Raw genomic sequence first — 14,458 nt, 5'->3', positions numbered from 1 at the left:
CGCCACCGTCCGACGGGCCCCGGCCACCGGCGGCAGCATCGCGTCAAGTCCGGTCCGCTCACCGTCAACGAAGCGTCATGGAGCCGCGGGATGCCCCCCGCACCGGGCATAGCGTCTGTGCCGAGCCCCGGCGCACACGCAGTCCAACCGGTCCGGGGCGCCGTCCCGTCGAGGAGCAACGCCGTGTCCCACCCTCTCCACGCGGAAGACCCCGAGCCTGCTGATCGTGTCCCGGCCGGGCCCCTCTTCGTCCCCGTCCGGCCGGGACCCGCGGGCTGCACCGCCCGCCTGTTCCGCACCCCGCTCGGCGGCCGCACCGCCGTCGGCTTCACCTCACCGCAGCGGCTGGCCGAGGTCCTCGGCGGCGGCCAGCCGTGGGTGCGGCTCTCCGAGCCCGCGCTGCGCGCACTGGCCGAACCCCTCGGTGCGGCCACCGTGACCGTCGATCCGCGCTTCACCCCCGACGTCGCGCGGGAGGGCCGGCGCACGGCCGATGCCGCCGCCCGCACGCCGCAGTTCACCCCGGAGGCCGCGCGGGACGCGGCGGGCGGCCAGCGGTTCGCCCGGGACGTCCCCCGGGACCCGCGCCCGACCCCCGACGTCCGCCGCGAACCACGCTTCGCCCCGGGAACCCCGGGAATCCCCCGGAGTTCCCGCAACAACCAGCTACGGGCCGTTTGAGGAGGGGCACCCACCATGAGCCACACGACCCTGCCCCGGACCACCGAGACCCCGCGGACCGCGCCGCCGGCCCCCGACGCGACGGCCCTGCACCCGGCCCCCACGACGGCACCCCCGCCGTCCCCGGGCGGCGGCCCGGACGAACTCGCCATATGGCCCGCATCGACCCTGCCGCTCCCCGAGGACGACCTCTCCATCGGCGGCGTCGCGCTGACCGAACTCGCCGACCGCTTCGGCACCCCCGCCTACGTCCTGGACGAGGACGAGGTCCGCCGCCGCTGCCGCACCTACCTGCGCGCCTTCCCCGACGCCGACGTCTACTACGCGGCCAAGGCGTTCCTGTGCCGCGCCATGGCGCACTGGGTCGCCGAGGAGGGCCTGGGCCTGGACGTCTGCTCCGCCGGCGAGTTGGAACTCGCGGTCACCACCGGCTTCCCGCCGGAGCGGATCGTGCTGCACGGCAACGCCAAGAGCCCGGCCGACCTGCGGGCCGCGCTCCGGCTCGGCGTCGGCCGGATCGTCATCGACAGCACCTCCGAGATCGCCCGGCTGGCGGCCGCGGTCCCGGCGGACAGCCGGCAGAAGGTACTGATCCGGGTCGTCCCCGGGATCGCCGCCGGCGGCCACGCCAAGATCCGCACCGGCACCGACGACCAGAAGTTCGGGCTGTCCCTCACCGACGGCTCCGCACAGCACGCGATCACCCGCGTCCTGGGCCAGCCGCGGCTCGAACTCGTCGGCCTGCACTGCCACTTGGGCTCCCAGATCACCGCCGTCAAGCCGTACCTCTCGGCCGTGCGGCGCCTGGTCGGCCTGCTGGCCCGGGTCCGCGAGCAACACGGCGTCACCCTGCCCGAACTGGACCTGGGCGGCGGCCACGGCGTGGCCTACCTGCCCGGCGAACCCGCCCTCGACGTGGTCGGACTCGCCACCAAGGTCCGCGCCGAGCTGGCCGGCAGCTGCGCGGCGGCCGGCCTCCCGGTGCCGCGGCTGGCCGTCGAACCGGGCCGCGCCATCGCCGGCCCCTCGGGCGTCGTCCTCTACCGGGTGCTGTCCGTCAAGCGCACCGGCTCGCACACCTTCGTCGCGGTGGACGGCGGGATGAGCGACAACCCGCGGCCCGCGCTGTACGGGGTGCGCTACGCGCCCCGGCTGGTCGGGCGGCGCTCGGCGGTGCCGACCGAACCGGTGACCGTCGTCGGCCGGCACTGCGAGGCGGGCGACATCCTCGCCTCCGACGTCCACCTGCCCGGCGACGTCCGCCCCGGTGACCTGCTCGCCGTCCCCGTGGCCGGCGCGTACCACCTGTCCATGGCCTCCGGGTACAACCTCGTCGGCCGACCGCCGGTCGTCGCGGTCACCTCGGGCCACGCCCGGCTGCTGGTCCGCCGGGAGTCGCTGGCGGACATCCAGGAACGCGACATCGGCCTCTGACGGGCCGGGCACGGACCCGGGGCGGTGGGTGATCCGCCGGCCCCGGTCCCCCGGCCTCCGGGCCCCGGGCCCGGCTCCGCCCCGGACCGCCCCCGTACCCGGGGCCGTCCGGGCCCGGGAACGCCCCCGGTGGTGGTGCTCGCCAGGACTCCGCCACCGGGGGCTCCACGTCGCGGCGCGCCGGGGCCACCGGGGCCACGCCGTCCCGGTTACGTCCCGGGCGGTGCCGGCTCCACCGGGGGCGTCGGGGGCATCGGGGGCATCGGGGCTCCGCCCGGGTTCCAGGCCGCGAGGAAGGCCGGCTGCCGGGCCAGGTCGACGAGTTCGATCCGGGCGCCGATGCTGTCCACCCGGTGGTACGCGAACGATCGCCCGTAGGGGCAGCCGCTGAACTCCTCGAGGAACCCCTCCGCCGCCAACCGCCGGGACCCGTCCTCGACCGACCGCGTCCAGAACCCGAGGTGGTCGAAGCGCGGCCCCTCGGACACGTCCCACGGCCCGCCGGGCGCGGGTTCGATCAGCTCGACGTACGGCGGTTCGCCCCGCGTGAAGGCGATCCGGAAGTCCCACTCCCCGATCCGGTCCACCCGGGGCGCACTGAACTCGACACCGGCCGCCGTCCCCAGGTCACGGATGGCCGCCGCCATGTCCGGCACGACGAAACACACGTGGTAAAAGCCCGCCACCGGGCCTCCTCTCCCCCTGCGCCACTCTGCGCTCTGCTGCGACTCCCGTCACTCTGCCCCGTCCGGTGGCCGATTCGCCGGCGTTCGCTGCTGTCATTGCTGTCACTGTTGTCACTGCTGTTCTCCGTCGCCCGCCACCCCGCCACGGATCACGGCCGGCGGAGGGCGCTCCTCCGGATCCCCGCGAGCAATTTAGGTGCACAGGGAAACGAACTGGTTGTAGGATGACTGGGCAACCGGGCAAACGTGCGAGGTGGAGCCATCGGCGAACGGGCCGGTCGGCCGGCGCACCGGACCCGGTGGGCGGCCGCGCTCCGACGCGCAGACCGCCGCGGCACACGACCCGCACGACGACGGACACACAGGAACGGGCACGGGATCAGGGCGATGGCACTCAAGGCAGCAGGACGGCAATCCCTCGTCGACACCGTCGTCGAGGCGCTCCGCGCCCAACTGGCCGCCGGTGAGTGGCAGGTCGGCACCCGCATCCCGACCGAGCACGCCCTCGCCGAACAGCTCCAGGTCGGCCGCAACACCGTCCGCGAGGCGGTGCGCGTCCTCGTGCACGCCGGAATGCTCCGCTCCCGCCAGGGCGAGGGCACCTTCGTCGTCTCCACCGCGGACCCGGCCGAGATCATGCGCGGCGTCCAGCGCGCCGGCATCCGTGACGTCCTGGAACTGCGCATCGCCCTGGAGGCGGAGGCCGCCCGCCTGGCCGCGCTCCGCCACGAGCCCGCCGACCTGGAACGGATGCGGGCGGCCCTGGACGCCCAGGCCGCGCTGGAGGACTCCGAGGGCCAGCCGCACTCCGGCAGCCTGGAGCTCTACGCCGACCACGACATCGCCTTCCACAAGGCCGTCGTCGAGGCCGCACACAACACCGCGTTGACGGCGACCTACGGATGGTTCAGCAGTTCCGTACGGGAGGCGCTGGTCACCGCGCTGGACGACCAGGCGATGCCGAAGATCGTGCACGGCGACCACCGGGCCGTCCTGGACGCGATCGCGCACGGCGACCCGGACGCCGCCGAACGCGCCACCCGCGCGCTCCTGGAGAAGCCCAAACGCGCCGTGGAGGCCCTCCTCGCCGGCGAGTGAGACCCGGCTCTCCCACTCCCTCCTCACTCTCCCCCTCGCACCCCTCTTCTCGTCCCCCTCCCCCCTTCTGACCTTCTCCGCCCTCCCCGGTACGAGGGCACGATTGGCTAGGTACGCACGCATGTCAGGGACCGATTCGACCGCTCCGGTCGACCTCATCGACGCCGAGGAAGACCTGATCCCGGCACCGCAGGTGGCCACCGCCCGGCGCCGGCTGCGGGCCCACCCCGCGCTCCTCCTCACCGGCATCGTGCTCGCCGCGGTGAACATGCGCGCGGCGCTCGCCGGGGTCTCCCCGCTGCTCAACGAGATGGCGCAGCACTTCCACCTGGCCGCCACCGCCAGCAGCCTGGTGACCACCATCCCGCTGGTCTTCATGGGCCTGGGATCGGTCATCGCGCCACGGCTGGCGCGGCGTTGGGGCACCGAGGCGGCGCTGTGCGGCGCGCTGCTCGCACTCTGCGGCGGCATCGTGCTGCGGATCGCGCCGCCGGTCGCCGGGCTCTTCGCCGGCTGCGCGGTGGTGGGCGGCTCCATAGCCCTGCTGAACGTGCTGATGCCGGGCCTGATCAAGCGGGACTTCCCGGACCGGGCGGCGGGCATGACGGCGCTCTACTCGACCGCGATGATCCTCGGCGCGACCGTCTCGGCCGCCTCCGCCGTCCCCTTGGAGAACGCGCTCGGCAGCTGGCAGGGCTCCTTGGTCTCCTGGGCGCTGCTGGCCGCCGTCGCCGCCCTCGCCTGGCTCCCGCAGGCCGTGATCGCCCGTCGGGGCACACACCACGGCGCGTCCGCGGCGGCGCCCGCCCACACCAGCGAGCACGGCCCGAAGCTGACCCGCTCGCCACTCGCCTGGCAGGTGACCCTGTTCATGGGCTCGCAGTCGCTGATCGCGTACGTGGTCATCGCCTGGATGCCGACGATCTTCACCGACCACGGCATGGGCAAGAGCGAGGCGGGGTTGGTCTTCGCCTTCAGCACGCTGGTGCAGATGGTCGGTTCGTTCGTGGTCCCGACGCTCGCCGGCCGGATGCGCCGTCAGCGGCTGCTGGGCGTGCTGGTCTCCGTCCTGATGGCGTGCGGCGTCACGGGGCTGCTGATCGCGCCGGTGGCCGGTGCCTGGCTGTGGGCCGCGGTGCTCGGTGTCGGCCAGGGCGGCGCCCTCGGCCTGGCCCTGACGATGATGGTGCTGCGGTCCGGCGACGCGCACACCGCCGCCCGGCTCTCCGGCATGGCCCAGACCGGCGGCTACCTCCTCGCCGCCGTCGGCCCGCTGGCCCTCGGCGCCGTCCACCAGGCCACCGACGGCTGGACCGTTCCGCTGTGCCTGCTGCTCGTCGTCTGTGCCGGCCTGGCCCTCCTGGGCCTGGGCGCCGGCCGCGACCGCCGCATCGGGGAGCGGGCGGAGGCGTGAGGGCCACGGGGTGCGGGGTGTGGTGACGGTGGTGGCGGGGGCGGTCGTTGCGGCGTCCGTCGCCCGTCACCGCCGCGCCACCGCCCCACCAACGGGCTAGTGGCCCCGTTCACGACGGTCCGGGGCGGGGCGGGGCCCCCGGGCCGCCCCGCGCAGTGCCGGCACCGGCGTCCCGCAGCCGGCCCGCGCCGTCCCGCGCCTCGGTCCGCTGCGTCGAGCGGGTCCCGCAACACGGCGAGCTGGCCTACCGTGCCCCCATGAGCGACGTCCAGCACACCGGTCACCGGCCCGGACCGCGGATCTCCCGCGCCGGCTGGCTCCTCCTCGGCGCCGTCCTGTGCGTCGTGGTCGTCCTCGTCGTGCTGATCGTGCCGCGGCTGCTGCGCGAGCGGCAGAGCGGGCAGCTCACCGTTCCCGAGGGGCAGCGGGCCAGCCAGGTCTACGCGGCCGTCGACCGGGCACTGAAGGTTCCCGACGGCACCACCGCACAGGCCGCCAAGACCGCGCACCTGGACCTGCCCGCCGAAGCGCGGGGCAACCCGGAGGGCTACCTCTTCCCGGCCACCTATCCGCTGCGCACGGACACCACGCCGGCATCGCTGCTCACGTACATGGTCAAGACCGCCGATCAGCGGCTGGCCGCCGACCGCGTCAGCACCTACCGCACGGTGGTGATCGCCAGCATCGTGCAGGCCGAGGCGGACCGGCCGGCCGACATGGGCAAGGTGGCCCGGGTGATCGACAACCGGCTCGCCCGGAACATGCCGCTCCAGATGGACTCGACGATCAACTACGCGCTCGGTCGCAGCACGCTGCGCACCAGCCACGCCGACACCCGCACCAACAGCCCCTACAACACCTACAAGTTCCAGGGACTGCCGCCGACCCCGATCGACAATCCGGGTGCCGACGCGCTGAAGGCCGCGGCCGCGCCGCCCGCGGGGGACTGGCTCTACTTCGTCACCGTCAAACCGGGCGACACCCGCTTCACCGCCGACTACCGGGAGCACCTGCACAACGTGCAGGAGTTCAACAACTCCCAGAAGGACACCGCCGCCGGCGACACCTCCACCGGCGGCTGACCCGACGTCGGTCGGGCCGGCCGGGAGGTCGGTCGGGCCGGTAGGTCGGTCGGGCCGACCGGGAAGTCGCCCCCGGCCGGCCGGAACGGCCTTCGCTCACTCCTCCCCGGCCAGCGTCAGCGACTTCAGCCGCCGCGCCGCGTACCAGGTCGCCGCGCCGGTGACGGCCACCAACAGGCAGACCGCAAGCGGGAGTTGGACCGCGGAGCTGAGCGCCCCCTCGGCGGCCACCTTCTGCCCGACCGCGAGCGCCCACTGCTGGACGCTGAGGGTGCGCGCCCCGGGGACGACGTTCCCGACGAACGCCTCCCAGACCAGGGCGTAGACCAGGCCGAAGACCACGGCGTGCCGGGTGAGGGTGCCGAACAGCAGGAACAGGGCGCTGTAGGCGATCGAGGCGACGGCAGCCGCCACCGCGTACGCCACGGCTATCTGCTGGCTGTTGCCGTTGAGGACGAACCCGGCGACCAGCACCGGTATCGCCGAGAACACGGCGGTCACCCCGATCGCCACCAGCAGTTTGGTGACGATGATCGTCGAGCGGCGGACCGGCTTGGCCAGGAGGTAGACCACCGAGCCGTCGTCGATCTCCGGTCCGATCGCGCCCGTCCCCGCGATCACGCCGATCAGCGGGACCATCGTGCCCAGCGCGAACCCGCCCAGGATGCCGCCGGCCGTGGTGTCGTCGGCACCGGTCAGCCCCCGGACGATCAGCGCGATCGCCACCAGGAGGGCCGGCAGCGCGAAGAGGATCAGGGCGCGGCGTCGGCCGAGCAGCGCCCGGTAGGTGAGCCGGGCGACGGTCGGGTGGAAGAGCGCGGCCTTGGGCGCGGCGGCAGGCGCCGGCGGGGCCGCGGGAGAGGTCGTGGACATGCTGCCTCAGGGCTCCTTTCTGGCCTCAGGCCGCTACGAGGTACGAGAAGACGGATTCCAACGACTCGTCGGAGGGCGAGACTGTCAACAGGCGGATGCCGTGGTCACGGGCGACCCGCGGCAGGAGTGCGGTGAACCGGGCGAAGTCGACGGCCTGGATGCGCAGGGCGCCCTCGACGACGTCCACCTCGATGCCGGCCGTCGAGGGGTCGGCGATCAGCGCCCCGGCCAGCGCCCGGTCGTCGTCGGACCGGACGAGGTAGCGGTGCGGGCGGTCGGTCATCAGCCGGCGGATCTTGCGGAAGTCGCCGGAGGCGGCATGCCGGCCGGCCACCACCACCTCGATGTGCGAGGCCAGTTGCTCGACCTCTTCGAGGATGTGCGACGAGAACAGGACCGTGCGGCCTTCGTCGCCCATCTGCCGCAGCAGTTCCATCAGCTGCATCCGCTGCCGCGGGTCCATGCCGTTGAACGGCTCGTCGAGCAGCAGCACCGACGGGTCGTGGACCAGCGCGGAGGCCATCTTCACCCGCTGCCGCATGCCCTTGCTGTACGTCGAGACCTTGCGGTCCTGGGCGTGCTCCATCTCGACGACGGCCAGCGCCCGGGCCGCCGCGGCCCGGCCCAGGCCGTGCAACTCGGCGTTGGCGAGCACGAATTCACGACCGGTGAGGAAGTCGTACATCGCCTCGCGCTCCGGGACGAGGCCGATGTGGCGGTAGCTCGCGGCGTTCCGCCAGATCGTCGTCCCGTCGAGGGTGACGGTGCCGTTGGAGGGGGCGAGGAAGCCGCCCATCATGTTGATGAGGGTGGACTTGCCGGCGCCGTTGGGACCGAGCAGGCCGGTGACGCCGGGGCCGATGGTCATGGTGATGTCGTTGACGGCGACGACGTTGCCGAACCAGCGCGAGACGTGGTCGATGTGAAGAGTGTTCACGGGTGCAGCCCATTCCTTGCGGGGCGGTGTGCGGGCGACGGGCGGGAGGTCACAGTCCGGCCTTCCGGTAGCGGCGCATCAGCAGGCCGTAGCAGCCGACGATGACGAGCAGCGAGACGAGGAGGTACACGCATCCGGCGCCGGTCGACGGCGTCAGTCCGTTGGGGAAGGAACTGGTGCCGCCCAGGAACGTGGACTGCACCCCGTCGATGAGGGTGATCGGGGAGAACAGCCCCAGCCAGCCGACGGCGGACTCACTGCCCTGGAGGGTGGCGATGCCCTGGATGGCGCTGACCGCGCCGTACGGGATGGTGAGCACGGCGATCACCGCGGCGACGCCGAAGCCACGGCGCGGGGTGAGCGCCGAGACGACCAGCCCGATCCCCGCGAACAGCAGCGACAGCAGCGCGACGCAGACCAGCCCCTGCCCGAACCCCTTGGTCTGTGCGGCGAAGTCCAACTTCCCCAGCAGCGCCCCGACGTAGAGGATCACCAGGGGGGCGGCGGTGAGGACGAACAGCGCGCTCGCCATCGCCGCGTACTTCGCCACGACGTAGTCGGACCGCTCGATCGGCCGGGAGAAATACAGCGGCGTGGTCTTGAACCGCAGGTCGCGGGAGACCGACTGCGGGGCCTGCGCCGCCAGATAGAGGCCGATGACGGCCTGGAGGAAGATGGCGTACCGGGTGTAGCCGATCGGGAGGCTGCTGGCCTTGGTGAACATCGCCACCGCGACCATGATCCCGGCGGGCAGGCACATCACCCCGAAGAGCAGCATCGGCAGCACCTTGCTCTTCGCCGACCGCCCCAGGCCGTACGCGCCGCGCAGGCTCTGCGAGAACAGCGAGCGCCGGGCGTAGGAGCGGCCGAGTCGAGGGCCGTCGTAGTGCCGGTAGCCGATGTTGTGGATGTAGGCGCCGCCGGGCGTGGTTTCCGTACTCATCCTGCGTTCCCTCCGCCCACGGTCGTGGACCGATCGGTGTCCTGCTCCGCCGTTGCGTGCCGCGCCGTCGTCGACGCGTCGGACCGCGCCGGTGCACCGGCCGCCGCCTGCGCGTCCGCGTCGCGGAACACCTCGGCTATCTGGTGCCGCCGCTGCTCCATCCGCACCAGCCCGAGCCCCAGCCCGGCGACCGTGTCGCGCACCAGGTCGTACGTCTCGTCCCCGGACGCCTCGACGAAGAGGACGTGCCCCGGGGCGGCCAGCCCCTCGGTGCCGGATGCGCCGGTGGTCACCGCGGCGCCGGCCGCGGTGAGGGCCGCGCGCAGCGCTCCGGTGCCGTCGGGATGGGCGTCGGTGTCCGTGACCTCCACCGCCAGCGAGGCGGTGACCTTGGTGAACTCCGTGGTGGAGGAGGAGCGCAGCAGCTTGCCGCCGTCGACGACGACGACGTGGTCGCAGGTGCGCTCCAGCTCTCCCAGCAGGTGCGAGGTGACCAGGACCGAGATGCCGAAGTCGGTGTGGACGCGCCGGATCAGGCCGAGCATCTCGTCCCGACCGACCGGGTCCAGGCCGTTGGTGGGCTCGTCCAGGAACACCAGCTGCGGGTCGTGCACCAGCGCCTGGGCCAGCTTGACGCGCTGCTTCATGCCCGTGGAGTAGCCCCCGATGGGGCGGTACCGCTCCTCGTAGAGGCCGACGTGGCGCAGGGTGTCGGCGGTGCGCTCCCGGGCGGCGGTCGGCGGCAGGCCGGACATCCGGGCCATGTGCACCACGAACTCGGTCGCGGAGACGTCCGGTGGCAGGCAGTCGTGCTCGGGCATGTAGCCGACCCGCTCACGGATGCTGCTGCCGTCCTTGGTCACGTCCAGTCCGAGGACGTGGGCGGTCCCCTCGGTGGCCGGAGCCAGCCCGAGGAGGATCTTGATCAGGGTCGACTTTCCGGCGCCGTTGGCACCCACCAGGCCCGTTACGCCGGGGGCGATGTCAACGGAGAGCCGGTCCAGGGCGGTCACCCTCGGGTACCGCTTGGTTAGGCTTTCGGTCACGATCACAGTCACGTGTTCGACGGTAGTGGCGCCCCCCACACCCGTCGTCAACCCCTGCGGTGGTCTTCGCCTACCCCTCGGGTACGACATGCCCGTAGGGGTTCTCCTGCTTCAGCGGCACGGGAACCGGGAGCGAACGGTGCATTCGCCCTCTTCTCCTCGGGCCTTCCCGAGCCTTCCCCGGCGGTCCCGGGCGGTCCCGGGCACTCCTCCCGGGCGGATCCCGCTCCTCGTGTCCCCCGCCACCGCAACCGCCACCGCGCCGCACCCTCGCCGCCGCCACGTGCCCCACCGTCGCGCCGTGCCGTGGGGCCGGTCGGCCGCACACCCCTTGACGCAGCCTCCAGTCATTGTCACATTCATCAGTGGCAAGTTACGGGCACGTACCGCGATGGACCGCTTACGGACGGACGGTTGGCGATGGCCTCAGTCACCTCAGCGACCTCAGCAGCAACGGGAGGACGCACCGCCGAGCTCAGGGGATTCCGGGAGGTGCAGCAGCTCGCCTACGCCTGCGCGGAGGCGGTGGCCGCCCAGCTCAAGCCCGGTGTCACCGAGCGCGCCGCGGCACGGATGCAGCGCGAGTGGCTGCGCGAGCGCGGCGTACGGGACTGGTTCCACCTGCCGTTCGCGTGGTTCGGCGACCGCACCGCGTTCGTCAACTTCCGGGTGCCGCTGCAGTTCTTCCCCACCCACCGCCAACTGGAGCCGGGGATGCCGTTCATCCTCGACATGGCACCGGTCCTCAACGGCTACACCGCCGACATCGGCTACTCCGGCTGCCTGGGCCTCAACCCCGTGCACGACCGGCTGCTGGCCGATCTCGAAGCCCACCGCGAACTGATCCTGCGCGAGGTCCGCGAGCGCCGCCCGCTGCGCGAGATCTACCAGGACGTCGACCGGTTGATGGTGCGGCAGGGCTACGCCAACCGCCACCGCGCCTACCCCTTCGGCGTCATCGCGCACAAGGTCGACCGGGTCCGGCAGCGCCGCTGGTCCCCCACCCTCTTCGGGTTCGGCACCCAGTCCCTCAAGGGCCTCGCCTCCGACGCGCTGCACGGCCACCGGGACGGCTGGTCCCCGCTGTGGAGTCCGTACTCCTTCTCCGACCACCCGCCGCAGCCCGGGCTGTGGGCGGTCGAACCCCACCTCGGCTTCCGGGGCACGGGAGCGAAGTTCGAGGAGATCCTGGTCGTCACGGACTCCAAGGACCCGCAGGAAAGCGCCTTTTGGTTGGACGACGATCTGCCGCACGTGCGGCGCTGGCAGGAGGAGAAGGCGGCGTGAAGACGGGACGCGGACGGCACGAGCACCAGGGCCGAGGCCAAGGACAGGGAGGCGGCCGAGGGCAGGGACGGGGCGCAGGGCGGCCGGCGGCGGCCGGCACCGGACTCCCGGAGGCCCGGGAGCGCCGGGTGCGCACCGGCGGGATCGACCTGTGCGTCGCCGAACTCGGCGACCCCGACCGGCCCACCGTGGTGCTGGTGCACGGCTATCCGGACAGCAAGGAGGTCTGGTCGGAGGTCGCCCGCGGCCTCGCCGAACGCTTCCACGTGGTGCTCTACGACGTCCGCGGCTGCGGACGCTCCACCGCACCGCGACCGCTGCGCGGCGGCTTCACCCTGGAGAAGCTGACCGATGACTTCCTGGCCGTGGCGGACGCGGTCAGCCCCGACCGGCCGGTCCACCTCGTGGGCCACGACTGGGGCTCCGTCCAGGGCTGGGAGTTCGCCACCGTGCGGCGCACCGAGGGCCGGATCGCCTCCTTCACCTCCATGTCCGGCCCGTCCCTGGACCACTTCGGCCACTGGATCAAGAGGCGGATGGCACGCCCCACCCCGGGGCGCGCCGCCCAGCTGCTCAACCAGGGCGCCAAGTCCTGGTACGTCTACCTGCTGCACACCCCCGCGCTGCCCGAACTGGCGTGGAAGGGCCCGCTCGGCAAGCGGTGGCCGGGCATCCTGCAACGGGTGGAGAAGGTGCCCGACGGCGACTACCCCACCGCCTCGCTGCCCACCGACGCGGCCCACGGCGCCTGGCTCTACCGCGACAACGTCCGCGCCCGCCTGCGCCGCCCCCGCCCCGACGCCTACGCGCACTGCCCGGTCCAGCTCATCACCCCGACCGGCGACGCCTTTCTCTCCCAGCGCCTCTACGACGACCTCGACCGGTGGGCGCCCCAGCTGGTGCGCCGCACGCTCCCGGCCAAGCACTGGGTGCCGCGCACCCGGCCGGACCAACTCGCCTCCTGGATCGACGAGTTCATCACCGCGAAGGAGGAGGGCGACCCGGCCAAGGACGTCGTGGCCGCCGGCCCGCACGCCGACCGCTTCGGCGGGCAGCTGGTCCTGGTGACCGGCGCGGCCAGCGGCATCGGCCGGGCCACCGCGTTCGCGTTCGCGGAGGCCGGTGCGCGGATCGTCGCCGTCGACCGGGACGCCGAGGGCGCCGGCCGCACCGCCGAGATGGCCCGGCTGATCGGCGCACCGGCGGCCTGGGGCGAGGCCGTCGACGTCTCGGACGAGGCGGCGATGGAGAAGCTCGCCGACAAGGTGGACTCCGAGTACGGCACCGTCGACGTCCTGGTCAACAACGCCGGCATCGGGCTCTCCGGCTCCTTCATGGACACCACCACCGAGGACTGGAAGAAGGTCCTGGACGTCAACCTGTGGGGCGTCATCCACGGCTGCCGGATCTTCGGCAGGCGGATGGTGGACCGCGGCCAGGGCGGCCACATCGTCAACACCGCCTCGGCCGCCGCCTTCCAGCCGTCCCGGATCCTGCCCGCCTACAGCACCTCCAAGGCGGCGGTCCTCATGCTCAGCGAGTGCCTGCGCGCCGAACTGGCCGGACGGGGCATCGGCGTCACCGCCATCTGTCCCGGTCTCGTCAACACCGGCATCACCGGCACCGCCCGCTTCGCCGGGGTCTCCGCCGAGGAGGAGAAGCGCCGCCAGGCCAAGGCCGCGCGGATGTACGGGATGCGCAACTACCCGCCGGAGAAGGTCGCCGACGCCATCCTGCGCGCGGTGGTCCGCAACCAGGCGGTGGTCCCGGTCACCCCCGAGGCGCGCGGCGCCCACCTGCTGTCCCGCTTCACCCCGCGGGCACTGCGTGCCCTCGCCCGCATCGAGCCCCCGGTGTAGCCGCCGCTCGCCCGTGCCCCCGCTGCCGCCCCCGCGGCCCGTGCCGGGTGCGCGGTCGCGCCGGCCGCCGCCGGCCCGACCGCCACCCCGAGATCAGGAGAATCCCGCACGTCAGGAGCTGCCGATGAGCACGTCACACGCCCAGGAGCACCACCCCATCGCGCCCCGCCGGGTCACCTTCGACTGGCGCGAGACCCCGCTGCACTGGATACCGGACGAACCCACCGCCACCCATGTGATCAACGTGCTCCACCTGCTGCTCCCCGCCGGCGAACGGTGGTTCGTGAAGGTCTTCAAGGAGGCCCTCCCCCTGGTCGGGGACGATCAACTCCTCCAGGACGTCAAGGGGTTCATGGGTCAGGAGGCCACCCACAGCGTCCAGCACTCCTACGTCCTGGACCACCTCGCCCACCAGGGCCTCGACACCGCCCCCTACACCCGGCACGTCGACTTCCTCTTCGAGCACCTCCTGGGGGACCGGCCTCCCTTCGGCGTCCCGGTCCCCGAACGGGAGTGGCTGCGCTTCCGGCTAGCCCTGATCGCCGCCATCGAGCAGTTCACCGCAGTGCTCGGCACCTGGGTCCTGGCCGCCGACGGACTGGACCGCGCCGCCCCGGACCCGGTGATGCTCGACCTGCTCCGCTGGCACGGCGCCGAAGAGGTCGAGCACCGCGCGGTCGCCTTCGACATGTACCAGCACGCCGGCGGTGCGGACCCCGCCCGCTACGCCCGCCGCGTCCTGGCCATGGGCGTGACGGCCCCCGTCCTGCTGTACCTCTGGGCCTGGGGTGCGGCCTACCTGCTCCGCCACGACCCCCAACTGACCGCTCCCGCCCGCTACTCGCTCCGCGCGCACAACCGCGCGGTGCGCAAGGGGCTGTTGCCCACCTGGCGGGAACTGGGCGCGGCGGTCCCCCGCTACCTGCGGCGCTCCTACCACCCGTCGCAGGAAGGGTCGCTCCGTGCCGCCGTCGCCTACCTGGCCTCCTCCCCGGCCGCCCGCGCCGCAGCGGGTGCGGTGGGCCGCGCGGCGCTCCGGTAACCCGTCCGCGCCCGGGCGCTGCGGGGCCGGGCCCCGTGCCCGCCACGGGCTTCGGCCAAGGCAGCCGGGCAGCCGT

Annotated in this window: 13 protein-coding genes; 8 read left to right on the top strand and 5 right to left on the bottom strand. The window is 73.2% G+C overall.

All coding sequences use genetic code 11. The features are described from left to right. The first annotated feature begins 183 nt into the window (after positions 1 to 183). Together ABD385_RS11020 and lysA are read left to right on the top strand one after the other, a co-directional pair. Positions 184 to 681, top strand: a complete 498-nt coding sequence (locus ABD385_RS11020; RefSeq protein WP_344574931.1) for an SAV_915 family protein — start codon at positions 184 to 186, stop codon at positions 679 to 681. A gap of 15 nt (positions 682 to 696) precedes the next feature. Then, the gene (lysA, locus tag ABD385_RS11015) at positions 697 to 2,115 is read left to right on the top strand and encodes a diaminopimelate decarboxylase (protein WP_344574930.1); all 1,419 of its coding nucleotides are present in this window, start codon (positions 697 to 699) and stop codon (positions 2,113 to 2,115) included. 209 nt (positions 2,116 to 2,324) lie between these two features. On the opposite strand, the gene ABD385_RS11010 is transcribed toward lysA, so the two are convergent. Further along, positions 2,325 to 2,801, bottom strand: coding sequence for a VOC family protein (locus ABD385_RS11010; RefSeq protein ID WP_344574929.1), 477 nt, complete (start codon positions 2,799 to 2,801; stop codon positions 2,325 to 2,327). A 387-nt stretch (positions 2,802 to 3,188) separates the two neighbouring features. Between ABD385_RS11010 and ABD385_RS11005 the strand changes: the two genes are divergently transcribed. The 3 genes from ABD385_RS11005 to mltG all read left to right on the top strand — a co-directional run bounded on the left by ABD385_RS11005 (position 3,189) and on the right by mltG (position 6,395). After that, positions 3,189 to 3,899 carry a FadR/GntR family transcriptional regulator gene (locus tag ABD385_RS11005; RefSeq protein WP_344574928.1) on the top strand — a complete coding sequence of 237 codons (711 nt, stop codon included), beginning with the start codon at positions 3,189 to 3,191 and terminating at the stop codon, positions 3,897 to 3,899. Between the two features lie 121 nt (positions 3,900 to 4,020). Continuing rightward, positions 4,021 to 5,313, top strand: coding sequence for a CynX/NimT family MFS transporter (locus tag ABD385_RS11000; RefSeq protein ID WP_344574927.1), 1,293 nt, complete (start codon positions 4,021 to 4,023; stop codon positions 5,311 to 5,313). Positions 5,314 to 5,570: 257 nt separating this feature from the next. Then, positions 5,571 to 6,395 (top strand): endolytic transglycosylase MltG, encoded by an 825-nt coding sequence (mltG, locus tag ABD385_RS10995; protein WP_344574926.1) that lies wholly within the window; start codon positions 5,571 to 5,573, stop codon positions 6,393 to 6,395. Positions 6,396 to 6,491: 96 nt separating this feature from the next. Here the strand turns inward: mltG and ABD385_RS10990 are convergent, their stop codons facing one another. From ABD385_RS10990 to ABD385_RS10975, 4 genes are read right to left on the bottom strand one after another with little or no spacing between them, the layout of a single operon-like run. After that, positions 6,492 to 7,268, bottom strand: coding sequence for an ABC transporter permease (locus ABD385_RS10990; RefSeq protein ID WP_344574925.1), 777 nt, complete (start codon positions 7,266 to 7,268; stop codon positions 6,492 to 6,494). 25 nt (positions 7,269 to 7,293) lie between these two features. Continuing rightward, positions 7,294 to 8,205 (bottom strand): ABC transporter ATP-binding protein, encoded by a 912-nt coding sequence (locus ABD385_RS10985; protein WP_344574924.1) that lies wholly within the window; start codon positions 8,203 to 8,205, stop codon positions 7,294 to 7,296. Positions 8,206 to 8,254: 49 nt separating this feature from the next. Continuing rightward, positions 8,255 to 9,148 carry an ABC transporter permease gene (locus ABD385_RS10980; protein ID WP_344574923.1) on the bottom strand — a complete coding sequence of 298 codons (894 nt, stop codon included), beginning with the start codon at positions 9,146 to 9,148 and terminating at the stop codon, positions 8,255 to 8,257. Beyond that, entirely contained in the window at positions 9,145 to 10,284 is a 1,140-nt protein-coding gene (locus ABD385_RS10975) for an ABC transporter ATP-binding protein (RefSeq protein WP_344574922.1), read from the bottom strand. The genes ABD385_RS10980 and ABD385_RS10975 overlap by 4 nt, the downstream gene beginning before the upstream one ends. 330 nt (positions 10,285 to 10,614) lie before the next feature. Here ABD385_RS10975 and ABD385_RS10970 point away from each other — a divergent pair, with 330 nt between their 5' ends. The 3 genes from ABD385_RS10970 to ABD385_RS10960 all read left to right on the top strand — a co-directional run bounded on the left by ABD385_RS10970 (position 10,615) and on the right by ABD385_RS10960 (position 14,382). After that, positions 10,615 to 11,481: a M24 family metallopeptidase gene (locus ABD385_RS10970; RefSeq protein WP_344574921.1), complete on the top strand. Its 867-nt coding sequence runs from the start codon at positions 10,615 to 10,617 to the stop codon at positions 11,479 to 11,481. A gap of 128 nt (positions 11,482 to 11,609) precedes the next feature. After that, complete coding sequence (locus ABD385_RS10965) at positions 11,610 to 13,340, top strand: SDR family oxidoreductase (protein WP_344575031.1); 1,731 nt, start codon at positions 11,610 to 11,612, stop codon at positions 13,338 to 13,340. A 124-nt stretch (positions 13,341 to 13,464) separates the two neighbouring features. Then, on the top strand, positions 13,465 to 14,382 hold the full coding sequence (locus tag ABD385_RS10960) for a metal-dependent hydrolase (RefSeq protein WP_344574920.1): 918 nt from the start codon (positions 13,465 to 13,467) through the stop codon (positions 14,380 to 14,382). Positions 14,383 to 14,458 lie beyond the last annotated feature (76 nt).

This window comes from Streptomyces lunalinharesii (genome assembly GCF_039532155.1).
Classification (GTDB): domain Bacteria; phylum Actinomycetota; class Actinomycetes; order Streptomycetales; family Streptomycetaceae; genus Streptomyces; species Streptomyces lunalinharesii.
Note: the sequence above shows the minus strand (reverse complement) of the source record. Positions and strands in the feature narration are given on the sequence as shown.

Bases quoted from the DNA above. Each gene is read 5' to 3' on its own strand.
- lysA (WP_344574930.1), top strand. From the start codon at position 697: ATGAGCCACACGACCCTGCCCCGGACCACCGAGACCCCGCGGACCGCG.
- ABD385_RS11005 (WP_344574928.1), top strand. From the start codon at position 3,189: ATGGCACTCAAGGCAGCAGGACGGCAATCCCTCGTCGACACCGTCGTC.
- ABD385_RS11000 (WP_344574927.1), top strand. From the start codon at position 4,021: ATGTCAGGGACCGATTCGACCGCTCCGGTCGACCTCATCGACGCCGAG.
- mltG (WP_344574926.1), top strand. From the start codon at position 5,571: ATGAGCGACGTCCAGCACACCGGTCACCGGCCCGGACCGCGGATCTCC.
- ABD385_RS10990 (WP_344574925.1), bottom strand. From the start codon at position 7,268: ATGTCCACGACCTCTCCCGCGGCCCCGCCGGCGCCTGCCGCCGCGCCC.
- ABD385_RS10980 (WP_344574923.1), bottom strand. From the start codon at position 9,148: ATGAGTACGGAAACCACGCCCGGCGGCGCCTACATCCACAACATCGGC.
- ABD385_RS10975 (WP_344574922.1), bottom strand. From the start codon at position 10,284: ATGTCGTACCCGAGGGGTAGGCGAAGACCACCGCAGGGGTTGACGACG.
- ABD385_RS10970 (WP_344574921.1), top strand. From the start codon at position 10,615: ATGGCCTCAGTCACCTCAGCGACCTCAGCAGCAACGGGAGGACGCACC.
- ABD385_RS10960 (WP_344574920.1), top strand. From the start codon at position 13,465: ATGAGCACGTCACACGCCCAGGAGCACCACCCCATCGCGCCCCGCCGG.